Annotated in this window: 22 protein-coding genes and 1 pseudogene; 12 read left to right on the forward strand and 11 right to left on the reverse strand. The window is 71.9% G+C overall.

The annotated features are described in order from the left end of the window. Positions 1 to 661: 661 nt before the first annotated feature. Entirely contained in the window at positions 662 to 1,348 is a 687-nt protein-coding gene (locus ACFYON_RS05950) for a TetR/AcrR family transcriptional regulator C-terminal domain-containing protein (protein WP_354874902.1), read from the reverse strand. Between the two features lie 208 nt (positions 1,349 to 1,556). Between ACFYON_RS05950 and ACFYON_RS05955 the strand changes: the two genes are divergently transcribed. Then, complete coding sequence (locus tag ACFYON_RS05955; RefSeq protein WP_355014787.1) at positions 1,557 to 3,026, forward strand: MFS transporter; 1,470 nt, start codon at positions 1,557 to 1,559, stop codon at positions 3,024 to 3,026. Positions 3,027 to 3,333: 307 nt separating this feature from the next. Further along, positions 3,334 to 4,275 (forward strand): cation diffusion facilitator family transporter, encoded by a 942-nt coding sequence (locus ACFYON_RS05960; RefSeq protein WP_354874898.1) that lies wholly within the window; start codon positions 3,334 to 3,336, stop codon positions 4,273 to 4,275. A gap of 202 nt (positions 4,276 to 4,477) precedes the next feature. Here ACFYON_RS05960 and ACFYON_RS05965 read toward each other — a convergent pair. Then, positions 4,478 to 4,729: pseudogene (locus tag ACFYON_RS05965) on the reverse strand (hypothetical protein); the annotation flags it as partial. 38 nt (positions 4,730 to 4,767) lie between these two features. Next, positions 4,768 to 6,405 (reverse strand): ABC-F family ATP-binding cassette domain-containing protein, encoded by a 1,638-nt coding sequence (locus ACFYON_RS05970; protein ID WP_355014788.1) that lies wholly within the window; start codon positions 6,403 to 6,405, stop codon positions 4,768 to 4,770. Positions 6,406 to 6,490: 85 nt separating this feature from the next. Between ACFYON_RS05970 and ACFYON_RS05975 the strand changes: the two genes are divergently transcribed. The 3 genes from ACFYON_RS05975 to ACFYON_RS05985 all read left to right on the forward strand — a co-directional run bounded on the left by ACFYON_RS05975 (position 6,491) and on the right by ACFYON_RS05985 (position 8,046). Then, a complete protein-coding gene (locus ACFYON_RS05975; RefSeq protein WP_354874824.1) occupies positions 6,491 to 7,261 on the forward strand; it encodes an ROK family protein in 771 nt (256 codons plus the stop codon). Positions 7,262 to 7,349: 88 nt separating this feature from the next. Further along, on the forward strand, positions 7,350 to 7,712 hold the full coding sequence (locus ACFYON_RS05980; RefSeq protein WP_354874826.1) for a tetratricopeptide repeat protein: 363 nt from the start codon (positions 7,350 to 7,352) through the stop codon (positions 7,710 to 7,712). 79 nt (positions 7,713 to 7,791) lie between these two features. Beyond that, positions 7,792 to 8,046 (forward strand): Smr/MutS family protein, encoded by a 255-nt coding sequence (locus ACFYON_RS05985; protein WP_013288724.1) that lies wholly within the window; start codon positions 7,792 to 7,794, stop codon positions 8,044 to 8,046. A gap of 133 nt (positions 8,047 to 8,179) precedes the next feature. Here ACFYON_RS05985 and ACFYON_RS05990 read toward each other — a convergent pair whose 3' ends face one another. From ACFYON_RS05990 to ACFYON_RS06015, 6 genes are all read right to left on the reverse strand, one after another. Then, a complete protein-coding gene (locus ACFYON_RS05990) occupies positions 8,180 to 8,749 on the reverse strand; it encodes a YciI family protein (RefSeq protein ID WP_355014789.1) in 570 nt (189 codons plus the stop codon). A gap of 95 nt (positions 8,750 to 8,844) precedes the next feature. Continuing rightward, positions 8,845 to 9,555 (reverse strand): hypothetical protein, encoded by a 711-nt coding sequence (locus ACFYON_RS05995; protein ID WP_354874835.1) that lies wholly within the window; start codon positions 9,553 to 9,555, stop codon positions 8,845 to 8,847. 128 nt (positions 9,556 to 9,683) lie between these two features. Beyond that, positions 9,684 to 10,079, reverse strand: coding sequence for a CrcB family protein (locus ACFYON_RS06000; RefSeq protein WP_354874837.1), 396 nt, complete (start codon positions 10,077 to 10,079; stop codon positions 9,684 to 9,686). Further along, positions 10,079 to 10,276 carry a CrcB family protein gene (locus ACFYON_RS06005; protein ID WP_354874863.1) on the reverse strand — a complete coding sequence of 66 codons (198 nt, stop codon included), beginning with the start codon at positions 10,274 to 10,276 and terminating at the stop codon, positions 10,079 to 10,081. Before ACFYON_RS06005 ends, ACFYON_RS06000 begins: the two co-directional genes overlap by 1 nt. Next, positions 10,261 to 10,476, reverse strand: a complete 216-nt coding sequence (locus tag ACFYON_RS06010) for a CrcB family protein (protein WP_354874839.1) — start codon at positions 10,474 to 10,476, stop codon at positions 10,261 to 10,263. The genes ACFYON_RS06005 and ACFYON_RS06010 overlap by 16 nt, the downstream gene beginning before the upstream one ends. Before the next feature lie 119 nt (positions 10,477 to 10,595). After that, positions 10,596 to 12,974, reverse strand: coding sequence for a M28 family peptidase (locus tag ACFYON_RS06015; RefSeq protein WP_354874841.1), 2,379 nt, complete (start codon positions 12,972 to 12,974; stop codon positions 10,596 to 10,598). Between the two features lie 267 nt (positions 12,975 to 13,241). On the opposite strand from ACFYON_RS06015, the gene ACFYON_RS06020 reads away from it, so the two are divergent. The 7 genes from ACFYON_RS06020 to ACFYON_RS06050 all read left to right on the forward strand — a co-directional run bounded on the left by ACFYON_RS06020 (position 13,242) and on the right by ACFYON_RS06050 (position 22,040). Continuing rightward, a complete protein-coding gene (locus tag ACFYON_RS06020) occupies positions 13,242 to 14,480 on the forward strand; it encodes a fused response regulator/phosphatase (RefSeq protein WP_354874843.1) in 1,239 nt (412 codons plus the stop codon). Positions 14,481 to 14,538: 58 nt separating this feature from the next. Beyond that, positions 14,539 to 16,284 (forward strand): ATP-binding protein, encoded by a 1,746-nt coding sequence (locus ACFYON_RS06025; protein ID WP_355047200.1) that lies wholly within the window; start codon positions 14,539 to 14,541, stop codon positions 16,282 to 16,284. Continuing rightward, positions 16,281 to 16,733, forward strand: coding sequence for a response regulator (locus ACFYON_RS06030; protein ID WP_354874845.1), 453 nt, complete (start codon positions 16,281 to 16,283; stop codon positions 16,731 to 16,733). The genes ACFYON_RS06025 and ACFYON_RS06030 overlap by 4 nt, the downstream gene beginning before the upstream one ends. Beyond that, positions 16,726 to 17,535, forward strand: a complete 810-nt coding sequence (locus tag ACFYON_RS06035; RefSeq protein WP_354874847.1) for an inositol monophosphatase family protein — start codon at positions 16,726 to 16,728, stop codon at positions 17,533 to 17,535. The genes ACFYON_RS06030 and ACFYON_RS06035 overlap by 8 nt, the downstream gene beginning before the upstream one ends. 184 nt (positions 17,536 to 17,719) lie before the next feature. After that, positions 17,720 to 18,757, forward strand: coding sequence for a hypothetical protein (locus tag ACFYON_RS06040; protein ID WP_354874849.1), 1,038 nt, complete (start codon positions 17,720 to 17,722; stop codon positions 18,755 to 18,757). A 35-nt stretch (positions 18,758 to 18,792) separates the two neighbouring features. Beyond that, the gene (locus tag ACFYON_RS06045) at positions 18,793 to 20,349 is read left to right on the forward strand and encodes a fused MFS/spermidine synthase (protein WP_354874851.1); all 1,557 of its coding nucleotides are present in this window, start codon (positions 18,793 to 18,795) and stop codon (positions 20,347 to 20,349) included. A gap of 71 nt (positions 20,350 to 20,420) precedes the next feature. Then, positions 20,421 to 22,040: a protein kinase gene (locus tag ACFYON_RS06050; protein ID WP_387188793.1), complete on the forward strand. Its 1,620-nt coding sequence runs from the start codon at positions 20,421 to 20,423 to the stop codon at positions 22,038 to 22,040. A gap of 73 nt (positions 22,041 to 22,113) precedes the next feature. Here ACFYON_RS06050 and ACFYON_RS06055 read toward each other — a convergent pair whose 3' ends face one another. Both ACFYON_RS06055 and ACFYON_RS06060 read right to left on the reverse strand, forming a co-directional pair. Further along, entirely contained in the window at positions 22,114 to 22,782 is a 669-nt protein-coding gene (locus tag ACFYON_RS06055) for a potassium channel family protein (protein WP_387320617.1), read from the reverse strand. Beyond that, the gene (locus ACFYON_RS06060; protein WP_355093530.1) at positions 22,772 to 24,106 is read right to left on the reverse strand and encodes a potassium transporter TrkG; all 1,335 of its coding nucleotides are present in this window, start codon (positions 24,104 to 24,106) and stop codon (positions 22,772 to 22,774) included. The genes ACFYON_RS06055 and ACFYON_RS06060 overlap by 11 nt, the downstream gene beginning before the upstream one ends. Positions 24,107 to 24,170: the final 64 nt, after the last annotated feature.

Here is a 24,170-nt window from a genome sequence, read left to right on the forward strand (position 1 = left end):
GGCCGCTGGGAAGCCCGCGGTGGCTGCGCCACGGGATTCCTGTCGGGCGGCTAAGCGTGCCGCGGGCCCGAGCCGGATGCGACGAGAATGTCCTCAGCGTCGAGGCGGGGCGCCGAAGGAATGGCTGCTCCCGCGCGCGCCCCTCATCCGGTACGGCGTACGCCGCCCGAAATTGCTCGACCCGTCCTCACCGACCTGCATATTTCCCCCGTTCGACTGACCGTAGCTTCGACTTCCGTCAATGGAAATAGATCAAATAGGACTTCCATGGCTGGCTACGAGCCGAAGATAACCACATAGGTCAGGGGGGTCAAGGCCGTTCCAGAATGAATATGTAAACTGTAGCTAATAGTGCTTGGTAATGCTATGTCACCGATTGTACGTTTGAGGGCTGCACTGAGTGCTGGGCAGCGCTGTGAGCTGGGGTTATGGCTCATCGGGCACGCCTCGGACGGCGGGCTCGCCCGGGCCGGGGCCTACCGCTCGTCAACCATTTCGTGTCGCAGATCTGTCGGATGAAGGGCGGCGGTGGATCGCCGCACAACCCTTTTCGGGTGGTCGTCGACGCGGTCACCCGCCGGACCCGGATCATGGATCGCGACCGCCGGCGTGACCGGATCCGGTCACGCCGGCACGGGCCCGTCAGCAGGGCGAACGCGGCTCAGGCGACGCCGGCCCGGCCCGGGTCGGTCTCCGCGGCAAGCGACGGCGCGGGTTGTTCCTGCTGCGGCCGGACCGAGGGCAGTCGGCAGAGCCCCGCGATGAAGACGGTCAGCCCGAATTCGAAGCGTTCCGCCGGGGCCGCCGCGGTCAGCGCCGTGAGAGCCGCCGCGTACTGCGGCGACACCTCGACGCCGAGCCGTTCGGTGCGGGACCGCCAGCCGTCGTTCGGCTGCTGCCGCAGCTGCGCCTGCTCCTCGATGGTGTGGCCGAGAACGTAGTAGAAGAGGGCGAAGGTGGCGGATCCGGCCTCGGTGGGCGGGAGTCCGGCCCGGCACAGCACCTGAACGGCCAGGTCCGAGCCGACAACGGTGTTCACGCCGGGCGCGAATGTGCCGGCCACCACCCGGGCGCCGTCGCGGCGGCTGATCAGGGCCTTACGCAGCCGGTTGCCCAGGATCCGGATCTGCTCGGTCCAGGGGACGTCGGGCAGTGGCGCGCCGACACCCTCGATGATCCGGTCGGCCATGGCGTCGAGCATGGCTTCCTTGTTGGGGAAGTGCCGGTAGAGGGCTCCGCCCTGCACGTTGAGTGCCGCGCCCAGCCTGCGCATCGTGAGCTGGTCCAGACCCTCGGCGTCGAGCAGGCGTAGTGCCTCGTCGACGACGTCCGCCTTGCGCAGTGGCATGGATTCTCCTCCTCGGGCGACGAGTCACCGGCGGTGACCTGCGGGTCATGGCCGCCGACCGGGGTGCCCGGACGGGCGGTGCCACGTGTGCCCGCCGGGATCCGTCCCCGGGATCTGCCGTCGGCATGTGCGTCCGCCCTTGATTGAGCCCCCGTCGGACGGTAGCGTGAACAGCGTTCACTCACAGTCGGGCTATCGAGGAGACTCCATGTCTGAGACGCGGGTCGCGTCGACGCACCCGGCTGCCCAACCGAATCCGCGGTTGGGCATCGTCGTGGCCGTCGCCTGCCTCGCCCTCTTCATGGCAGTTCTCGATTCCACCATCGTAACCATGGCCCTGCCGAACATGAAGATCGGTTTGGGGCTGTCGGACGGCCAACAGCAGTGGGTCGTCAGCGGCTACCTGGTCACCCTCGGTGGCCTGCTGCTCCTGGCGGCCAGGGCCGGTGACCTCTTCGGGCACAAGCGGGTCTTCCTCTTCGGGGTGGTCGTCTTCACCGCCGCGAGTCTCGTGGGCGGCCTGGCGACAAACGCGACGGTGCTGATCGCGGCCCGGATCGTCCAGGGTGCCGGCGCCGCCGCGCTGACCCCGACCAGCTTGAGCCTCATCACCGCGAGTCATCCCGAGGGCCCTCTGCGCGCGCGTGCCCTGGCGCTGTGGAGCATGATGGGAGGCGTCGCCGGCCTGGTCGGCGTCGTCCTCGGTGGGGTGCTCACCGCCGAGCTGAGCTGGCGCTGGGTGCTGTTCGTCAACATCCTGCCCGGCATCGTGCTCCTGGTCGCCGGGCAGCGTTACCTTCTGCCCACGGTCAGGGCCGCGCACGTCCGGCTCGATCTGGTCGGCGCTCTGTGCGTCACCGTCGGCGTCGGAGCTCTCACCAATGGTTTCTCCGAGGCGTCGACCGCCGGATGGGGCTCACCGAAGGTGGTGATCCCGCTGGCCGTGGCTGCCGTCCTCATCGCCGCGTTCCTGGTGGCCGAGGTCAAGGCGCCGCAACCGCTCATCCCGCTCGCCCTGGTCCGACCGCGGAACCTGCGGATCGCGAACCTGCTCATGCTGTTCGTCGGCGTGACGCTGACAGCGCTGATGTACTTCCTCTCGCTGTACTGCCAGCAGGTTCTCGGCTACAGCGCGCTACGGACCGGCATGGCGTTGTTGCCCGTCACCGTCGTCTTCGTCATCGGCGGCCTCACCTCTCGCCACCTCGTCCCCAAGTTCGGCTCCCGGCCGGTCCTCGTGGCCGGTGGCCTCATCGCCACCGTGGGCATCCTCTGGCTCGCCACCGTGCCCACCCACTCCGCCTACGTGACCCACATCCTCCTGCCCAATCTGGTCGGCGGCTTCGGTGTCAGTGTCATGCTGCTCGCCATCACGATCAGTGGCACCACCGGCGTGGACGCGGAGAACGCCGGTGCCGCCTCCGGGCTGCTCAACACGTCCCGGCAGATCGGCGGCGCAGTCGGTCTCGCGGTACTGGTGAACATCGCGTCCAGTGTGACCTCTCGGGCGAGTCACGACAATGGTCAGCTCGACGCACTCGTCCAGGGCTACCGCATTACTTTCCTCGTGAACGCGGGTCTCATGTTCCTCGCCGTGCTCGTCGCCCTGGCGTTGTCTCCTGCGGTGCCCCGCGCCGAGGAGACGCACGAAGCGCTCGACGAGCCGGTAGGAGCGTAGGCGCCTCACTGCCCGGGCGGCGTGCCCTCGTTGGAACGGTGACCGACCGGTACGGGCAGCACCCGGTGCACGTGCACCCGCTACCGGTGCAGGAGCACATCCTCGAGGCCTTCGGCCGGCTCGGCTTCGACTTCACGTGCGCCGGTGTGGTCGGTGGCGCCGCCCTCGGCACCGCCTGCCAGTCGTCGACTGCTCCAGCCCGCTCGTCGGGCCGACTTCTCGACCGGCACCCCTGTCGGCGGGTCGGCCGGACCGCTGGCACACTGACCCCCCAAAAACCGTGACGTACGACGAGGGGGAACAGCCGATGGCTGCGGAAGGCAGCACCAAGGCAGTGGTGACGGCGCTGGCCGCGAACCTGGGCATCGCGGTGAGCAAGTTCGTCGCCGCGGGCATCACCGGGTCCGCGTCCATGCTCGCCGAGGGCGTGCACTCGGTCGCGGACTCCACGAACCAGGCCCTTCTGCTGGTGGGCGGGAAGCGCGCCCGCCGCGCCCCGACCGCGCTGCACCCCTTCGGGTATGCCCGTGAGCGCTACGTCTACTCGTTCATCGTTGCGATCATCCTGTTCACCCTCGGCGGTCTGTACGCCCTCTACGAGGGCTACCACAAGATCAGCGACCCGCACGAGCTGTCCTCGCCGCTCGTCGCCGTCGCCGTCCTGCTGATCGCGCTCGCCCTGGAGGGCTTCGCCCTGCGGACCGCGGTGAAGGAGGCGAACAAGGTACGCGGCAAGCGGACCTGGGTCTCCTTCGTCCGCCACGCCCGCGCCCCGGAACTGCCGGTGATCCTGCTGGAGGACGCCGGCGCCCTGCTCGGCCTGCTGTTCGCCCTGTCCGGCGTGGGCTTGAGCGTGCTCACCGGGAACGCGATCTTCGACGGCATCGGCACCCTGTGCATCGGCGTCCTGCTGGTCGTCATCGCCGTCGTCCTCGCCGTCGAGACCAAGAGCCTGCTCATCGGCGAGGCCGCCGTGCCCGAGGAGGTGAGCACGATCCACGCCGAGCTGGTCTCCACCCCGGGCGTCGACCGGGTCATCCACCTGCGCACCCTGCACCTGGGGCCGGAGGAACTCCTGGTCGCCGCGAAGATCGCGATCAGCACCTCCGACCGGGGATCCGACGTCGCCGCCACCATCGACGACGCCGAGGCGCGGATCCGCCGGGCGCTGCCCACCGCCACGGCGATCTACCTCGAACCCGACATCGACCGGCAGCCCGCACCCGCCGCCACCACGTCCGGCACCTGACGACGACCCAGGTGCCCCCGACGCCAGGACTCGCGGCTGCCCGCTCGATCATGGAGTTTCGGCCCGGACCAAGCTCGCAAAAAGGGGCAGGCGAAGGGCCGCAACTGCAAGATCGCGCGGGCGGGGCGGGGCGGGGTTAGGGGGAGAGGGTGCGGCGGACCGTGCGGGAGCCTCGCATGCGCTGGCGGGGCTGGGCGGGAGCAGTCTTCGGGCGCTTGAGGTGGTAGCGGTGCAGCTCGTTGTTGCCGGGAAGCGACGGGTCCTCGCTCATCGCGACCAGTTCCCAGCCCTGGTCACCGGCCCGGTTCAGGTGGGCCAGCGCGGTGTCGCCGTAGGGCGTCACGTCGATCATGGAGCCGTCCGGGCCGTACCAGATGAAGACGACTTCGAACCCGAGGTCGGTCGTGGCGGGTTGACGACGGCGGACCAGCAGCGCGTACTCCCACTTGAGCATGCGCTCATTGTGGACCGGCGCGCGCCGGTCGGCACGGATCAGTGCTCGGCGACCCGTCCGTCCGCCACGCGTAGCCGCCGGTTCACGCTCACCGCGTCGAGCATCCGCCGGTCGTGGGTCACCAGCAGCAGCGTGCCCGGGTAGCTCGCCAGCGCCGACTCCAGTTGCTCGATAGCGGTCAGGTCGAGGTGGTTGGTCGGCTCGTCGAGCACCAGCAGGTTGACCCCGCGGCCCTGGAGCAGAGCCAGCGCGGCCCGGGTCCGCTCGCCGGGGGACAGCGTCGCCGCCGGTCGCAGCACGTGGTCGGCGCGCAGCCCGAACTTGGCCAGCAGCGTCCGCACGTCCGCCGGGGCCAGATCGGGTACGGCGGCACCGAACGCGTCGAGCAGCGGCTGGTCGCCGAGGAACAGTCCCCGGGCCTGGTCGACCTCGCCGACCACCACACCCGGGCCGAGCGCGGCGTGTCCCTCGTCCAGTGGCAGCCGGCCGAGCAGCGCGGCGAGCAGGGTGCTCTTGCCGGAGCCGTTCGCCCCGGTGATCGCGACCCGGTCGGCCCAGTCGATCTGCAGGTCCACCGGTCCGAGCGTGAAGCCGCCACGGCGTACCACCGCTTGCCGGAGCGAGGCCACGACGGCGCCGGCGCGGGGCGCGGCGGCGATCTCCATCCGCAGCTCCCACTCCTTGCGCGGCTCCTCGACCACATCCAGCCGCTCGATCAGCCGGGCGGTCTGCTTGGCCTTGGCGGCCTGCTTCTCGGTCGACTCGGCGCGGAACTTGCGGCCGACCTTGTCGTTGTCGGTGGCCTTGCGCCGGGCGTTCTTGACGCCCTTCTCCATCCACGCCCGCTGGGTGCGGGCGCGCGCCTCCAGGCCGGCCTTCGTGTCGGCGTACTCCTCGAACTCCTCGCGGGCGTGCCGGCGCGCCACCTCCCGCTCCTCCAGGTAGGCCGCGTAGCCACCGCCGTAGTGCTTGACCTGCCGCTGGTGCAGGTCCAGCTCGACGATCCGGTTGACGGTGCGGGTGAGGAACTCCCGGTCGTGGCTGACCAGCACGGTCCCGGCGCGCAGGCCGGTGACGAAGCGTTCCAGCCGGTCCAGCCCGGCCAGGTCGAGGTCGTTCGTGGGCTCGTCGAGCAGGAAGACGTCGTACCGGCTGAGCAGCAGCGACGCGAGCCCGGCGCGGGCCGCCTGCCCGCCGGACAGGCCGGTCATCGGATGGTCCAGGTCGACGTCGAGACCCAGCTCGGCGGCGACCTGCGCGGCCCGCTCGTCCAGATCCGCGCCGCCGAGGTCGAGCCAGCGTTCCAAGGCGTTCGCGTACGTGTCGTCGGCGCCCGCCGCCCCGGCGGTGAGCGCCTCGGTCGCGGCGTCCAGCGCGGCCTGCGCGGCACTCACCCCGGTCCGCCGGGCCAGGAAGTCGCGGACCGTCTCGCCGGGCCGGCGCTCCGGCTCCTGCGGCAGGTAGCCGACCGTCGCCGTGGGCGGGCTCAGCGCCACCGAGCCCTGCTCGCGAGGGGCAAGACCCGCGAGGGTACGCAGCAGCGTGGACTTGCCGGCGCCGTTCACACCGACCAGGCCGATCACGTCGCCCGGCGCGACGACCAGGTCGAGGTCTTCGAAGAGGATGCGGTCACCGTGGCCGGCGGTGAGGTCCTTGGCGATCAACGTGGCGCTCATCAGGGAACCGAGCCTACCGGCGGGCGCATCCGGATTACGGTGACCCGCGCCCGCGGCGGCACCGATCTGAGGGAGACTCACAGCCGTGGTGACCACACTGGCGATCGACTGTGGTGGCGGCGGGATCAAGGCCTCCGTGCTGGATGCCGCCGGGACCATGCGCTCCCGGCCGCTTCGCGTGCCCACGCCGTACCCCCTGCCGCCCGGCCTGTTCGTCAAGACGCTGCTGGATCTCGGCGCCCGGCTGCCCACGGCGGACCGGCTCACCGTCGGCATGCCCGGCATGATCCGGCACGGCGTCGTGGTGGCGACGCCGCACTACGTGACCCGCTCCGGGCCGCGCAGCCGCGTCGACCCGGACCTGGTGGCCGAGTGGTCCGGGTACGACGCGCGCACCGCGCTGGCCGAGGCGTTCGGGGTGCCGGCGCTGGTGCTCAACGACGCCGAGGTGCACGGCGCGGGTGTGGTCGCCGGGACCGGTTGCGAGCTGGTGCTGACGCTCGGCACCGGGCTGGGCAGCGCGCTGTTCGACGGCGGGGTGCTGGCGCCGCACCTGGAGTTGTCGCACGCGCCGGTGCGGTGGAACACCACCTACGACACGTACGTGGGGGAGCCGGAACGGCGGCGCCTGGGCGACGCGTTCTGGTCGCGGCGGATCCGGCAGGTGGTGGACGGCCTGCGGCCGGTGTTCCGCTGGGACCGGCTGTACCTCGGCGGCGGCAACTCCCGGTTGATCCGGCCCGAGCAGGTGGCCCGGATGGGGGACGATGTGGTGATCGTCCCGAACACTGCCGGAATCGTGGGCGGTGTCCGGGCCTGGGACCTGATCGGCGGCCGGTACGACCCGACCACCTGATCTTTCACCCCGCAGGAACACTCGCGGTTCCGCCGGTGTTGTGCCAGCGTCGGACCAAGGGCTGGCGCGATACGAGGAGGTGGGTCGAGTGGATCTTCTGGCGGATTACCGGCGGGCGACCATGTTCTTCGAAGCGGGTGACCCGACCGGGGCGGCCCGGCTGCTCGAACCGATCATCGAGGCGGAGCCGGACAACTCCTCGGTCCGGCAGCTGCTGGCCCGCGCGTACTTCCAGTCGGCCCAGCTGAACCGGGCCGAGGAGCAGCTGCGCGAGCTGGTCGACCGCGACCCGAGCGACCACTACGCGCACCACGTGCTCGGCCGCACGCTGGAGCGGATGAACCGGCCGGTGGACGCGCTGCGGCACCTGCGCATCGCGGCCGCGATGTACTCGACGAACACCGACTACGCCACCGCTCTGCGCCGGGTGGAGGGCAAGGTCGGTCGTTGACGGGCCATGCCGGTCGTTGACGGACCGCGAGGAAGGGCAGCCCAGGCGGGCTGCCCTTCCGCGTACCTAGGATGGGACCGTGAAGCTCAAGCTCGACCTCCACGACATCTACAACAAGGGCCACGACATCGATCGTGCGCTGCGCGGGATCATGGACGAGGCGGTGGCGAAGAAGGCCACGCTCGTGGAGATCATCCCGGGCAAGGGGTCGGGCGCGCTGAAGAAGAAGGTGCTGCGCTTCCTCGACCAGAAGGACGTGAAGCAGCTCTACCACCGGGTCGAGAAGGACTCGAAGAACTTCGGCCGCCTGTTCGTGCACTTCCGCTGGAAGTAGAGCCTCTGCAAGCCAGGTCAGCCGGCCGTACCGTGCAGGTGGGCGACCAGCCGACGGTATCGGTGCCGCACCACGGCGGCAGAGATCGCGTCGAACACCCCCGCGACCCTACAACCGGGGTGCACCCGTTCCGCTACGCCGAGGCGGCGGCATCCGGGTCCGGGCGGCCGCCGAACACCCATTGGCGCACCTCGACCTCGGCGTACCGGTCGGCGGCCAGCACCGAGCGCGCCTCGTCCGGCCCGGTCGCCCGCACCAGCGCCGCCGTGCCGAGCCACGTCACGCCGTCGTCGGACAGCAGCGGTCCGTACGCGATCAGCCCGTCCTGTCGCTGCGGAAGCACCGGGCCTGTGCTCTGCGCTGGACCGAGGCCGAGCACCAGGTACCGGTTGCCGCCCGAGCGGCCGCCGGGAAAATCCCACATGGTGCGGCCCAGCATGTTGCGCCACCGGCGCAGCATCACGTCCCGGTACGCGCCGGCCTGGTAGTTGGGCTCGTCGAAGGCGAACGCCCGGGCGGCGGCGGGGTCGGGCAGGCTCAGGATGTGCACGCTGCCGGTCGGCGAGCCGTCGTCGGCGAGGGTCGGGCCGCGCGCGATCATCTGCTCCGCGAACCGGTCCATGTAGGACCAGTGTTCCTCGACCAGCTCCTGGCGCAGAGTTGCCGAGCCGAGCCGATCGCGGTGGTAGCAGAAGAAGTCCACGATCCCAGTCTCTCGGATGGCGGCCAGCCGTCGTTGTATCCCACGGCGCCGATGCTAGGCAGCACGGACGACGGTTTCAGACCCGCTCACCTCGGTCAGGCCGGCGTGAGCACCGTTATGGGGGAGCCGAAGGTGGTTGTTCCGGGACCGTGCCCGATGCCGACCAGGACCCGGTTGTCGAGCGGAGCGGCCAGGCGCACCACCACCTCGCGCTCTTCGGCGTAGGCCAGTCGAATGCCGTTCCCGTCGCGGGCGATCTCCACCGGCTCGACGAGCACCGCCGTGTCCGTTTCGTACACCAAGGCGTCGGGGTAGTCGGCATATTGCGTGGGCGTTCCGATGAACCGGAACGTCAGAGTGCGCCCATCGGTCGCGAGCACGGCCTCCTCGTGATGAGTGGCCCGTACGCCGGGTGGCCGCCACGTCATCCGACGCTCGAAGTCGGGCTCCAGAGCGATGAACGGCCATCGCCGGTCGTCGGGGTACATCATCCACGCCGGGAGTTCGCGGACGCCTCGGTCGGTGGCGAACGGCCCGGTCGCCCGGATGATGTTCGCCAACGGTCTCTGTGCCCCGCTCTGCACGTCACGGCAGTAGTCGACGGCTGCCGGCGCGATCTCCGGCGGCAACTCGGACTCCGGAACGCCGGGGGTGTCGAACAACGCCCGCCACCGGGTGTCCGCCATCAGCCGGTCGAGCGCCCTGACGCCCATCGCTGTCAGCACGATCGGGCGCGGCTCGCGGTGAACAGGAAAAGCCTCCCACATCGCCAGCGCCTGCCGGACTCGCTCCACATCGGTCGGCACACCGGCAGCCTAGCTGCCTCTTGTGGGTACCTGGCGACGCGATCATCACGCCGGCCACCACCATCGGAGCTCATCCACGGCAACCCGGCGAGCCTTGACCAGGAGCACCAGCTGGTGCTCGACATGGTTCAGATCTGCTCGCCGAGCCAGAGGCCGAGCGCGGCCAGCACCAGGCTCGCCCCCAGGCTCCCGAGCACGTTGAACGCCTCGACGGCGGCGCTCTTGCGCAGCAGCCCCAGCGTGTGCCACTCCTCGGTGGAGAACGTGGTGTACGCCGCGATGAAGCCGGTCCCGACGATCGTGGCGAAGTCCCGCGCTCCGGCGCCGACGTGCTTCGCGGCGAAGCCGGTGACGACGCCGAGCGCGAACGCGCCCGAGACGTTGATGAGGAAGGTGCTGGCCGGGAACGCCTTGCCGGACCCGGAGACCCGTGCCGCCCACCAGGGCTTGACCACCGCGTCGACCCCGGCACGGGCCAGCGCGCCGAGCCCGCCGGCCAGGAACACCCCGATACCTACCCACATCACGCACGCCCGGCCGGGTGACGGCCCGTCGCGAGTTCGGCGAGGCGGGCGCCGAGCGCGGCGGCGGCGACACCGCCGATGATGCTCGCGACCAGGTAGATGATGGCCGGCCCGGTACGCCCGGTGCCGATCAACTGGTCGGACTCGACGATGAAGTGCGACCAGGTGGTGAAGCCACCGATCAGCCCGGTGGACAGGAACGGCTTGCCCCACGGCCCTTGAGCAGGTGCGCGGCGACGAGTGTCGTCACGGCGGCGAGGGCGAACGCCCCGACCATGTTGATCCCGAAGGTGACCCAGGGGAAGTGCGGCGGCGTGGGCTCGGCGAAGCTCTGCCACAGCACGTACCGCAGGGTGGCGCCGATCCCACCCCCGAGGATGATGGCGAGCGTCTTCACACGTCCCAATGTCCGGCAGCGGCGGCTGCCGCCGACGGTGTCGGGCCGTTCTCACCCGGACGGCTGACCACCCGGACGGCTGACCGCCCGCGCGTGGGCGGTCAGCCGTCCGGGGCGGGTCAGAGCGGGTACGTGCGCGCCACCGCCAGCATCTCCGAACTGTGCGAGCCGACCACGCCCACGCGCGCCGGCCGGGGCCGGAAACCGGGCACCGCTGACAGCCCGTCGCTGGCGTCCATGGCGCGTACCGACACGGCCCCGGTGCCGGGCACGAGCGTCAGCGTCACCTCGACACCCTCCGGCGGCGGGGCGTGGAACACGATGCCGAACCCCCACTTCCCGCCGCCCGGCTCGACCGGCACGTCCCGCCCGGCCACCGAGGCGGACCGCACGGTGGCGGTGGTGGTGTCGACGTGCAGCGTGAGCAGGCGTACCTGCCGCTGCGGCGTCACCCGCACGCGCAGCACGCGCTGGTCACCAGAACTGCTGTCGTCGAGCAGGTCCAGCTTCGGGGCGGGCAGGGGCGCGGCGTCGGCCGGTCCGGCGCGCATCTCGCCGTTGCCCAGGCCCGGGAAGTCGTCGGCGACCGAGATCGTGCGGTCGACATAGCCGTCGGTCCAGGGCTGCGGCTTCTCCTCCCGGCTGAGCCACGCCGCCTTCCCGGTACCCGCGTCCAGCGCGTACATCAGGTGGGTCGGCACGGGGTGCGCGGCGTCGAAGCGGTCCACCGCCAGGCCGACCCCGGCGAGCACCACCGCCGCCAGCGCGGCGGCCCCGGCGGGCAGCGCGCCCAGCCGGCGTGCGCGCAGCGCGAGCAGGCCGCGCTGGCCGCCGGCCCGGGGGTGCAGCAGGTCCACCACCGGGAGTACGGCGAGGCCGAGCAGCACCGCGACGAGCGCGGCTACCGCGCCCATGCCCATGCCGAGCGCCGGGAACAGCAGCACCACCGGCGGCAGCAGGACCACCACCGCCACCGCGGCGGCGAGCGTCACCGCCACCACCGGCCACGGGCCGTCACGCCGGGTGGCGAGCGCCGCGAACCCGGCGAGCGCGCCGGCCAGCGCCGGCACTGTCGTCAGGTACGCCCCGCCGGGCACCGCCACGGCGAGCAGCACACCGAAGACTGCCAGCCAGGCCAGCCCGCCGAACGCCAGCGCGGCCGGGCCGACCCGGCGGCGCAGCAGCGCGTACCAGCAGAACAGCACCGCGGCGGAGAGCGCCACCACGGCGAGCCGGTACGCCACCGGGCGGTACGGGTCGAGCAGTTCGGCGTACCCGGGGCGGATCGTGGTGATCGCGGCCCAGAGCAGCCACGCGCCGAGCGGTGCCACGACAACCGGCACCAGGGCCAGGCCGAAGCCGGCAGCGAGCGTGCCGGCGGTGGCCCGGCCCCGGCGGCGCAGGAACCAGCCGAGCGCGCCGACGGCGAGCAGCGCGACCACGGCGAGCGGCACTGTCAGCCAGCCGGAGTAGCGGACCAGCCCGCCGAGCACCGGGAAGTAGGTGTCGTCGTGGCCGGCGCGCAGGTCGCCCAGGTCGGTACGGCCGAACTCGCGGGCCAGGCCGAGCGCGTTGTCGCCGTGCATCTGGAGGCTGCCCCGGTCCACCCGGGCGGGCACGTCGAGCGGGGTGTGATAGATCGCCCCGCCGTCGATGTACGCGGAGTTCAGGCCGACGAACCTGCGGTCCAGGAACGCGGTGAAGTCGGTGTCGTTCGGCAGCGCCCGGTAGATCTCCACCGCGAACGACGTGCCCACCGGGTGCGGCGCGGCCTTGCCGAAGACCTCCACCAGCTTCGCGTTGTTCCGGGACGTCTCGAACATGATCACCGGGCCGGTGGAGCCGCGCGCCTCCAGGTTGAGCACCACCCCGCCGTCGCGGGCGAGCGGGTGGTAGGCGGCGAATCCGGCGGCCCCGCACAGGCACGCCTCCTCCGCGTCGGTGAGCACGAAGACGATGTCGTTGCGGGGGCGCGGGCCGGTGGTCAGCGCCCGGGCCACCTCCAGGATCGCGGCGGTGCCGGCGGCGTCGTCGTTGCCGCCCGGCCCGGTCTGCACCGAGTCGTAGTGCGCGACCAGGAAGACCTTCCCGGTCGGATCGGTGCCGGCCAGCCGGGCCACCACATTGCGGACCCGGGCCAGCGTCGCCCCGCCCGCCGCGCCGGACAGCTGCCCGGCCTCGGGTGCCACCGCGTCCTGCACCTCGGTCTCCAGACCCAGCCCGCGCAGCGTCGCCACCAGGTGTTCGCGTACCCGGTCGTTGGCGGCGCTGCCCGCCGCGTGCGGCTCGGCGGCGATCACCTCGACGTTCCGGTACGCCCGGGCCGCGCTGAACTCGTTCGCGGGCGCGTCCGCCGGACGCGGTGCCGGGGTGGAGAGGCCGACCAGAACGCCCGCCCCGACGGCGAGCAGTGCGAAAAGGGCGGCCACGGCGGCGATCGGCCGGCGGCGGGGCCTGGTGAACGCGCGGTCGGCGGGGCGGGTGGGGGGTGCGCCCACGGGGACTCCTCGGGGTGGATCTACGGGGGTGGGGATCATCCTGCACCCCCGAGGGCTGCGGCGGCAGTCCTCGGTCGGTGCGCTGCCGGTGCGACAACTGTTGCCGCGTAACATCGTGGGTCGACCGTGCCGCTGTGGGAGTGGACCGGTCACACGCTCCGCCGCGCCGGTGCCGGTCGCGTTGTGTGCGACTGTTGTCTGAGTCAGGATCAGCAGGGCATTCGGAAGGAGCCCGACATCACCAGCGAACTCCCGCGACTCGCGGCGGTGACCCGACCGCTCCGGGGAGCCGGCGCGTCGGGTGCCGCCTACGTGCCGTCGGCCGGGGCGGGGCTGCACGGCGGCGTGCCGCCGGGCGAGCGGCTGCGGGTGCTGCTGGTCGAGGACGACGAAGGCGACGCCTTCCTGGTCGGCGAGCTGCTCGCCGAGACCAACTCGATGATCGACCTGCTGGTCGCGACGAGTCTCAGCGAGGCACGGCAACGCGTGATGGGCGTGGACTGCGTCCTGCTCGACCTGGGTCTGCCGGACGCGCAGGGCCTGGACGGGTTGCGCCGGGTGCTGGAGATGGCGAGCGGCGCCGCGGTCTGCGTGCTGACCGGCCGGTCCGACGAGCACCTGGGCATCGTCGCGGTCGCCGAGGGCGCGCAGGACTACCTGGTCAAGGGCCAGGTCGACGGTGTCCTGCTGACCCGGGCCCTGCGGTACGCGGTGGAGCGCAAGCGGGCCGACGAGAACGCCCGACGGCTGCGCGAGGTGGAGCTGCGCCAGGCCGAGTCCGCCCGCCTGGAGCGGGGCCTGCTGCCGCAGCCGCTGATGACCACCGACGAGGTGTCGGTGCACACGTTCTACCGGCCCGGCCGGCACGCCGCGCTGATCGGCGGCGACTTCTACGACGTGGTGCAGACCCAGCCGGACCGCATCGACCTGATCGTCGGCGACGTGTGCGGGCACGGCGTGGACGAGGCCGCGCTCGGCGTCGAACTGCGCGTGGCCTGGCGGGCCCTGGTGCTGGCCGGGGTGCCCGACGACGAGGTGCTGCCCGCGCTGGAGCAGGTGCTGATGAGTGAGCGCCGCCTCCAGGAGATCTTCGCGACGGTGGCCACCACCCGGCTCGACCTGGCGTCGGCGCGGGCCACCGTACGCCTCGCCGGTCACCCGCCGCCGCTGCTGCTCAGCGGCGGCAAGGTCGCGCCGGTGCCGGCCAAGGGCGGGTTGCTGCTGGGCGTACGCCCGCGCCGCCCGATCGCCTTCGACCTGGAGTTCGACACCGACGACTGGTCCCTGCTGATGTATACGGACGGCCTGATCGAGGGCCGGGTGGACGGCGGGGACGAACGCCTCGACGTGCCGGGTCTGACCGGGCTGCTCGCCGACCCGGCGAACCGGGCGGTGCCGCTGGCCGAGCTGCCCGCCTGGCTGGTCGGGCGGGCCGAGCAGATAAACGGCGGCCCGCTCGCCGACGACGTGGCGATGCTGCTGGTCACGCGGGGCAGCGGCCGGTGAGCGCTGAGCCGGCCCCGCTGGCGCGAGTGAAGATGATGCGGTGAACGGGGAGGAACCTGTGAAGGCGTACCAGCAGGGGTGGACCCTGCGGCGGCGGGTGGTCGCGCTCCTCGGCGTGGTGGTGGTGCTGCTGCTCGGGCTTGCCGCCGCGGAGGCGGCGGTCGCCGCGAAGAACCGCGAGAACATCGACGCGGTGCTGCTCAAGACCGGCCCGCTGCGCGTCGAGGCGCAGGAGCTGATGAGCGTGCTGCTCGACCAGGAGACCTCGGTGCGCGGGTACGCGGTGAACGGTGACCGCACCGACCTGGAGCCCTACCAGCAGGGCGTGCAGCGGGAGCAGAGCCTGGCCGCGTCGATCCGGGATCTGTCCGCCGACTATCCGGAAGTACGCCGGTCGCTGGAGGTGGTGGAGCGGGAGACCGCCCAGTGGCGGGCCCAGGTGGCCGAGCCGGTGATCACCACGGTCGAGCGGGACGGCCCGGAGGCCGGCCAGGCGCTGATCACGGACCAGACCCGCCAGCAGTTCGACGGCATCCGGTCCGCGGTGAACACCCTCCAGGACGAGATCCTCACCGTCCGGGAGGAGACGGCCGACCGGGTCAACTCGACGAGCAACGCGCTTGTCGTGCTGCTGATCATCGCCGCGTTGGTGGTGACGACGGCCGGCGTGGTCATGCTGCTCTCGCTGGACCGGATCCTGATCCGCCCGCTGGCCGCCCTCGTCAGCCAGGTACGCGAGGTGGCCGACGGCGACTACCGGCACCACATCGAGGGCTCCGGACCGCCGGAGTTCCGCCGGCTGGCCGAGGACATCGACCAGATGCGCATGAAGATCGCCCGCGAGCTGGACGAGGTACGCGAGGCGCGGGAGCGCATCGAGTGGGTGAACAGCCAGTTGCAGAAGCAGGCGGAGGAGCTGACCCGGTCCAACCGTGACCTGGAGCAGTTCGCGTACGTCGCCTCGCACGACCTCCAGGAGCCGCTGCGTAAGGTGGCCAGCTTCTGCCAGCTCCTCCAGCGGCGCTACGCCGGCCAGCTCGACGAGCGGGCCGACCAGTACATCGCGTTCGCGGTGGACGGCGCGCAGCGCATGCAGCGGCTGATCAACGACCTGCTGGCGTTCTCCCGGATCGGCCGGTTGACCACCGGTTTCACCGAGGTCGACCTGAACAAGGTGATGGGCGACGTGGCGGGGCAGACCGAGGCGGCGTTGCAGTACGCCGACGCGGAGCTGACCTGGGGCGAGATGCCGACCATCCGCGGCGAGGAGCCGCTGCTGACCAACCTGCTGGTCAACCTGGTCAGCAACTCGGTGAAGTTCCGCCGGCCCGACGTGCCGCCGAAGGTGCACGTGTCGGCCCGGCTGGTGGACGGCGAGTGGGAGATCAGTTGCCGGGACAACGGCATCGGGATCGAACCGGAGTTCGCCGACAAGATCTTCGTGATCTTCCAGCGGCTCCACTCGAAGGACGCGTACCCGGGCACCGGCATCGGACTGGCCATCGTGAAGAAGATCGTGGAGTATCACGGCGGCCGGGTCTGGGTGGACACCGACGCCGACGAGGGCACGACCATCCGGTTCACGCTGCCCGCGCTGGAGGCCGACATCGAGGCCGCCCGGGCGGCGGAGGCCGCGCCGGACGCGGAGGACGCCGCGGAGCCGGCCGAGGCGCCGGCCGCCGAGGGTGCCGACGACGACCCGGCGGGCGTCGAGCGGCAGCCGGACGGCGAGGCACGCGAAGAGCCGCCCGCGGAGGCGGACCGACACGGTACAAACGGTGGCATGAAGGAGACGGTGGGATGACCGCGCCCGCGGACGGCAAGAGCCCGATCGAGGTCCTGCTCGTCGAGGACGACCCCGGTGACGTGCTGATGACCCAGGAGGCGTTCGAGGAGCACAAGCTCCGCAACCGCCTCACCGTCGTCTCCGACGGCGCCGAGGCGCTGGCCTACCTGCGCCAGGAGGGCCAGTACGCGGACGCGGTGACGCCCGACCTGATCCTGCTCGACCTGAACCTGCCCCGGCGCGACGGCCGGGAGGTGCTCAAGGAGATCAAGAAGGACGAGCAGCTCCGGCGCATCCCGGTGGTGGTGCTCACCACCTCGCAGGCCGACGAGGACATCCTGCGCAGCTACCAGTTGCACGCCAACGCCTACGTGACCAAGCCGGTGGACTTCGAGCGCTTCATCTCGGTGGTCCGCCAGATCGACGAGTTCTTCGTCAGCGTGGTCAAGCTGCCTCCGCGTGGCTGACCCGCTGCTGGACGACGTCGGCGCGCTGCTGAAGGAGGCGGCGGCCAAGGTCGTCGTGCCGTTGTTCCGCCGGCTCGACGCGTCCGACATCTCCGAGAAGGCACCGGGCGAGGTGGTCACCGTCGCCGACCGCGAGGCCGAGGCGCTGATCTCCGAAGGGCTGCGGCGGCTGCGCCCCGGCTCGGTGGTGGTGGGCGAGGAAGCCGTCGCGGAGGACCCGGACCTGCTGCGGCACCTGGGTAGCAGCGGCGACGTGTGGCTCGTCGACCCGGTCGACGGCACCTCCAACTTCGCCGCCGGCCGCCGCCCGTTCGCGCTGATGGCGGCGCTGCTCACCGACGGCGTACCGGTGGCGTCCTGGGTGTACGACCCGCTGGACGGCACGATGGCGGCGGCCCGGCTCGGCGCGGGCACCCGGCTGGACGGGGCGTCGCTGTGGACGCCGCACGAGGAACCCGAGGTGCGCGCGCTGCGGGGCACCGCGGCGACGAAGTTCCTGCCTCCGGACTTCCGCCGCCAGGTGGAGGAGGGCGGGCGCCGGATCGGCGAGCTGCTGCCCGGCCAGCACTGCGCCGGCCGGGAATACCTGGACATCCTCACCGGCGCGCAGCAGTTCGTGCTGTTCTGGCGCACCCTGCCGTGGGACCACACGCCCGGCGCCCTGCTGGTGCGCGAGGCCGGTGGCGTGGCCCGCCGGTTCGACGGCACCGACTACCATCCGGCCGACGAGGGCCGGGGACTTCTCGTGGCGGCCAGCCCGGAGATCTGGGACGAGGTAAGCGCCGCCCTGCTGGGCGGTTGAGCGGCGCTGCGCGACGAGCCCGGCACGCTGCGTCGACGTCGGACGCCGTACGCCGTCGCCGGCCTGGCGTCCCGGGCGCGGTCCGGTATCGTGACCGGCGGTCTCCGCCAGCAGGCCGCCGTCCGGCGCCGGCGGAGACGCCGCTCGGTGTGCGGGGGCCGGCGGTCGACGGAAGGACCATCACGTGCCCAGGACCAGCCCTACCGGCCGACGTGTCCGGCGGTCGCTGCTCGCCGTGCTCGCCGCGGTGGCCGTGCTTCTCGGCTCCGGCGTGGCCGCCGGACCGGCCGCCGCCGTACCCAGCCCGAACGCCCCGAACGAGGGCGGCAGCAAGCAGCTGCGGGCGGCGTTGGAGGCGGCGGCGAAGGGTCACATCGAGGCCCAGAACAAGCTGGAGAACTCCAAGCGCCGGCAGAAGGCGCTCGCCGCGCAGCTCGCCGACGTCGAGTCGCGTCTCGTCGGGCTCAGCGCGCAGGCCGGTGAGGTGGCCGCGCAGTCGTACCGGATGGGCCGGCTGACCGCGACGTCGATGCTGCTCGCCAGCTCCGACCCGAACGACTTCCTCAAGCGCGCGGCCGAGCTGGACGTGATGGCCCAGCGGGACAGCAAGCGGCTGCGCGAGCTGGCCGACGCGAAGGCGCAGGCGGCCGAGGCGAAGCTCGCCATCGACGCCGAGGTGCGGGAGCAGGCCAAGCAGGTGGCGGTGCAGGCCCGCAAGAAGAAGGACGCCGAGGTGGCGCTGGCGAAGGTCAGTTCCGGCAGCGGCTCCGGGTTCAACGGCACCACCTCCTCGGCGAAGCCCGCGCCGCGCAGCTCGGACGGCTCGTGGCCGTCGGAGTCCTGCTCGGTGGACGACCCGACGCCGGCGTCCGGCTGCATCACCCCGCGCACGCTGCACATGCTCCAGCAGGCCAAGGCGGCCGGTTACAAGCGCTACGCCTCGTGTCACCGCAGCGGTGGCGGCGGCGAGCACCCCAAGGGCCGGGCCTGCGACTTCTCCGCCGCCAGCGGCGGGTTCGAGGACAAGACCGCCACCGGCGGCGACAAGGCGTACGGCGACAGTCTCGCCGCCTGGGCGAAGAACAACGCCAACCGGCTCGGCATCATGTACGTGATCTGGTATCGGCAGATCTGGATGCCGAACACCGGCTGGCGGGCGTACAGCGGCGGCGGCAGCCCGGCCGCGGACCACACGAACCACGTTCACATCTCGATGTACTGACCAGCCTGCCGCGACCGCTGCGTAGCATCGCCACGGTGAGCAGCACATCGTCCGACGTCGTCGCGCAACCGGCGGCCGGCGCCCCGGTTCCGCCCCGGGCCCTGCCCAACGGGCTCGCCGCGTTCCTCGTCTTCCTCTCCAGCGGCGCGGTGCTGGTGCTGGAGACCGTCTCGTTGCGCCTGGTCGGCCCGTACGTCGGGGTGACCCTCCAGGTGACCAGCTCGGTGATCGGCATGGCGCTCGCCGCCATCGCGTACGGGGCGTGGTTCGGCGGGTGGCTCGCCGACCGGCGTGACCCGCGCACGCTGCTCGCCCCGGCGCTGGTGCTGGCCGGCATCGCCACCGCCGTGACGCTGCCGATCGTCAGGTACGCCGGCGAGGTGCTGCGCGGCGGCGCGGCGAGCGCGGTGCTCCTGCTGACCGCGGTGACCGTCCTGCTGCCGGCCGCGTTGCTGGCCGGGATCACGCCGCTCGTGGTGAAACTCCAGCTCGCCGACCTGCGCCGGACCGGGCAGGTGGTGGGCAAGTTGTCCGGCATCGGCACGCTCGGCGGCATCACCGCCACGCTCGGCACCGGTTTCGTGCTGGTGGCCGCGCTGTCCAGCACCGTCATCGTGCTGGGGCTTGCCGCCGTGCTCGGGGTGACCGGGCTGGCGCTCGGCTTCTGGCTGCGCCGGCAGGCGGGTGCCGCGAAGCTGTCCGCGCCGGGCCGGGTCAAGGCCGCGCTGGCGTTGCTCGGCCTCGCCGCCGCCGGGCTCACGGCCGCGGCGCCGAACCCGTGCGACGTGGAGACCGCGTACCACTGCGCCCGGGCCGAGGTGGACCCGTCGTGGCCGCAGGGGCGCACGCTCTACCTCAACTCGGCGGAGCACTCGTACGTCGACCTGAACGAGCCCACCCACCTGAAGTACGCGTACACGCAGTGGATCGGCCTGGTCGCGGACGCGGCGCGGCCGGCGAAGCAGCCGATGGACGCGCTGCACCTGGGCGGTGGCGGCTTCACCGTGCCGCACTACCTGGCCGCGACCCGGCCCGGCACCGACAACCTGGTGTTCGAGCTGGACGGCGGCCTGGTCGAGCTGGACCGCCGGGAACTGGGCCTGCGTACCGGCCCGCTGATGCGCGCCGAGGTGGGCGACGCGCGGGTGCTGCTGCGCGGCGAGCCGACCGACAGCCGGGACTTCATCGTCGGTGACGCGTTCGGCCACCTCGTGGTGCCGTGGCACCTGGCGACCCGGGAGATGGCCGCCGACATCCGGCGGGTGCTGCGCCCGGACGGCATCTACGTGCAGAACGTCATCGACTACCCGCCGGGCCGGTTCATCCGCGCCGAGCTGGCCACCGTGAAGGCCGAGTTCGCGCACGTCGCGCTGATCGCCCCGCCCGGCGCGATCGACGGGAGACAGGGCGCCAACTTCGTGATCGTCGCCTCGGACGCGCCACTGCCGCTGGCCGCGATCCCGCCCGGGCTGAAGCTGCTGCCCGAGCCGGCCGAGTTGCTGGACGAGGCGAAGGTGACCGAATGGGTCGGGGACGCGATGGTGCTCACCGACGACTACGCGCCGGTGGACCAACTGCTGGCGACCGCCTGAACGGGTGACTTTCCTGACCGATTCCGACCGTTGAGGTGTACCGGAGCCCACATCGGGCAACAGGACCGACCATGGGTGGACCGGTCAGGAACGGCGTACAACTGCTCGGCGAGCGATATCGCTTGGTCGAGCAGTTGGGTGCGGGCGGCATGTCGGTCGTCTGGCGCGGCTACGACGAGGTGCTGGGCCGGCAGGTGGCGGTCAAGGTGCTGGCCTCGCGGCTGGCCAGCGACAAGGCGTTCCGGCACCGGATCCGGGTGGAGGCGCAGGCGGCCGCGCGGCTGTGCCACCCCAACATCACGAACGTGTACGACTACGGCGAGTCCGTGCAGGTCGGCCTGACCGTGCCGTACGTCGTCATGGAGCTGGTCGACGGCGGCCCGCTCAGCGGCCGGCTCGGCCGCGACGGGCAGCTCCCCTGGCGGGAGGCCATGACCATCGGCGCGGAGGTCGCCTCGGCGCTGGCCGCCGCGCACGCGCGGGGCGTGGTGCACCGGGACGTGACCCCGGGCAACGTGATGCTGACCCCGACCGGGGTGAAGGTCGTCGACTTCGGCATCTCGGCGCTGGTGGGGGAGAGCGACAAGGGGCCGGACGGCGCGCTGCTCGGAACGCCCGCCTACCTCGCTCCGGAGCGGCTGGACAACGGCCACGTCTCCCCGGCCACCGACGTGTACGCGGTCGGGCTGCTGCTCTACCGCATGCTGACCGGCCGCCTGCCGTGGCAGGCCAGCACCACCACCGAGATGCTGCGCGCGCACATGTACCGCGACCCGGACCCGATGCCCGCCGTGCCGGGGCTGCCCGAGCCGGTCGCCGCACTGGTGCAGCGGTGCCTGGCCAAGCGGCCCGAGGACCGCCCGGCCACCGCCGAGGTGGCCCGTACGCTCGCCGAGGCGGCCGGCATCGCGGCGATCGTGCCGGTGTCACCGGCGTTCGGCCGGATGGACCCGGCGCTCGCCGAGAACGCCGGCACCACCATCCTGCCGTGGTCGGCGGAGACCGACGCGCTGCCGTTCTCCGTGGTGCGTACCCGCACGAGGCGGGCGGTGGTGCGGCGGCGCAAGGTGGAGGCGGGCGTGGCCGCCGTCGGCTTGATCGCGGTGACCGCCACCCTGTGGGGGCTGACGTCGCGCAGCCCCGCGAGCGGCGGGGTGGAGCCGACCGAGGCGCGGATGAGCATGCCCGAGCCGATCCCCTGCGCAGTCGACTACTCGCTGCGCCGCGACACCGGCAAGGACTTCGCCGCCGAGCTGACGCTCACCAACACCAGCGACCGGGAACTGCGCGGCTGGACCATGAACTTCACGTTCCCCGGGAAGCAGACGGTCACCACGGCTCAGCCCACGGCACGTCAGGTGGGGCGTACCGTCTCGATCGCCGCACCGGCGGCGGACCCGGCGCTGGCCCCCGGCGCGTCGACGAAGCTGACGCTGGCCGGCCGCTACACCGGGAGCAACACGCTGCCCGTGGAGTTCCGCGTCGGGGACAGCTCCTGCGGGGTGCAGGTCTCCGGCATCGCCGGCTCGGCGCCGACCACCGCGCCGGCGGTGAAGACGCCGGTCAAGCCGGCCACCAAGACCACCACCAAGAGTGGGCCGGCGAAGGCCAAGCCGGCACCGGCGAAACCGAAGCCCAAGGCCGCGCCGAAGCCCAGGGGCAAGGAGGGCCCCAAGGGAAAAGCAAGGTAGACCGGCCGAAGGGGGGTGGGCACGGCAAGGGCAAGGGCCCGAAGAAGGGCTGACTGCCAGGTGGGCGAAGCCGTCAGCTCAGCGCGGAGAAGCGCTGCACCTGGATGATGCCGCCCTCCACGATGAGCACGCTGTCCGACTCCAGCATCGTGTCCGGCCCGGCGTACCGGAACGGCTCCCCGGACTGCTTCGCGCCCACCACCATCACGCCGTACCGGTCCTGCGGGGCGATGTCGCGCAGTGAGCGCCCGACCAGCGGCGCGGGCACCTTGATCTTGGCGATGGCGAAGTCGTCGTCGAACTCGATGAAGTCGAGCATCCGGCTGACGATCAGGTGTGCCACCCGCTCCCCGGTCTCCGCCTCGGGGAAGACCACATGGTGCGCGCCGACCGAGTGCAGGATCTTGACGTGCTTCTCCGAGACGGCCCGCGCCCAGATCTGCTCGATGCCCAACTCCGCCAGGGCCAGCACGGTGAGCACGCTCGCCTCCAGCGACGCGCCGATCGCGACCACGACCCGGCGGAAGTCCGCCATTCCGAGCTGGCGCAGCACCGCCTCCTCGGTGCTGTCCGCCTGCACCACCCGGTCGAGGTCGGACGACCAGTGCTGGACCCGGGCCGGGTCACGGTCGACCGCCAGCACCTCGTGACCGAGGCGTGACAGGGAGTTCGCCAGGCGCGAGCCGAACCGGCCCAGGCCGATCACCGCGATGCCCGTCTCGTCCGGATGCCTAGCCGACAATGGGTTGCTCCTGCGGATAGCGGTACAGCCGCCGACGGGTGTTCAACGCGATGGCGGAGCCGAGGGTGAGCGGCCCGACCCGGCCGATGTACATGAGCGCGGTCAGCACGTACTGGCCCGGTGGGGAGAGCTGCCCGGCCACCCCGACGGTCAGGCCGGTGGTGCTGAACGCGGAGGTGACCTCGAACAGCGCGGCCGAGAACGACACGTGCGAGGTCATCGCGATCAGGCCGACCGTACCGCCGGCCACCAGCGCCACGCTCAGCAGCGCCACCGTCAGCGCCTGCCGCTGGCTGGCCGCAGCCACCCGGCGGCGCCCGACCGTGGTGTCCCGCTCGCCCCGCAGCTCGGCCCAGATGGCGAAAGCGAGCAGGAAGAACGTGGAGACCTTGATGCCACCGGCGGTGCTGGCGCTGCCGCCGCCGATGAACATCAGTCCGATCAGCATGGGGTAGCTCTCGTCGGTGAGCCGCCCGACGTGGATCACGTCGAAGCCGCCGGTACGGCTCAGCGCGATCTGGGTGAACGACGCCAGCAGCTTGCCCGGCACGTCGTAGGCGCCGATCGTGAACGGGTTGGCCCATTCGGCCAGCAGCAGGTAGGCGACGCCGAAGACGATCAGCACCAGGCTGCCCCAGACGGTCAGCTTCGTGGCGACCGCCCAGCGCGCCGGCCGCCGCCACTCGCGTACCGCCTCGAACAGCGCCGGGAAGCCGAGCCCGCCGATGATCGCGCCGAGGCTGAGCGGCAACGCCACCCAACCGTCGCGGGAGAACGCGATCAGCCCGTCGGAGTAGAGCGCGAACCCGCCGTTGTTGAACGCCTGGACCGAGTGGAACACCGCCGACCAGAGCGCCCGGCCCGGCCGGTAGTCGTACGCCAGGAACAAGCGCGCGGCGATCACCGCCGTCATCAGGGCCTCGGTGGCGAACACGGTCGCCGCGATGCGCACCAGCAGCCGGCGTACGTCGCCGAGACCGAACTCGGCGGTCTCCGCCTGCACCAGCAGCCGGTTGCGCAGGCCGAGCTGGCGGGAGACCGCCAGGATCACCAGCGACGCCCCGGTCAGGATGCCCAGACCGCCGAGCTGGGTCAGCACGGTGATGATGACGAGCCCGAAGCTGTTCCAGTAGTTCGGCGTGTCGGTCACCGCCATCCCGGTCACCGACACCGCCGACGTGGACGTGAACAGCGCGGTGACGAACGGCGTGTAGCGCTGCTCGCTGGCTGCCCAGGGCAGCACGAGCAGGCCCGTGCCGGCCAGGATCACCGCCAGGAACCCCAACGGCACCAGCCGTACGGGCTTCCGGAGCAGGCGGCGCACCCCGTCATCTTCCGTCCGGAGATTCACCGGCAGGTCAGGAACCGACCAACTGGCGGTCAACCAC

Source organism: Micromonospora sp. NPDC005686 (assembly GCF_042871665.1).
In the GTDB taxonomy this organism is placed as follows: Bacteria; Actinomycetota; Actinomycetes; order Mycobacteriales; family Micromonosporaceae; genus Micromonospora.

Coding starts and splice junctions, on each gene's coding strand:
- ACFYON_RS05950 (WP_354874902.1), bottom strand. CDS start 1,348: ATGCCACTGCGCAAGGCGGACGTCGTCGACGAGGCACTACGCCTGCTC.
- ACFYON_RS05955 (WP_355014787.1), top strand. CDS start 1,557: ATGTCTGAGACGCGGGTCGCGTCGACGCACCCGGCTGCCCAACCGAAT.
- ACFYON_RS05960 (WP_354874898.1), top strand. CDS start 3,334: ATGGCTGCGGAAGGCAGCACCAAGGCAGTGGTGACGGCGCTGGCCGCG.
- ACFYON_RS05970 (WP_355014788.1), bottom strand. CDS start 6,405: ATGAGCGCCACGTTGATCGCCAAGGACCTCACCGCCGGCCACGGTGAC.
- ACFYON_RS06000 (WP_354874837.1), bottom strand. CDS start 10,079: ATGTGGGTAGGTATCGGGGTGTTCCTGGCCGGCGGGCTCGGCGCGCTG.
- ACFYON_RS06030 (WP_354874845.1), top strand. CDS start 16,281: ATGACCGCGCCCGCGGACGGCAAGAGCCCGATCGAGGTCCTGCTCGTC.
- ACFYON_RS06050 (WP_387188793.1), top strand. CDS start 20,421: ATGGGTGGACCGGTCAGGAACGGCGTACAACTGCTCGGCGAGCGATAT.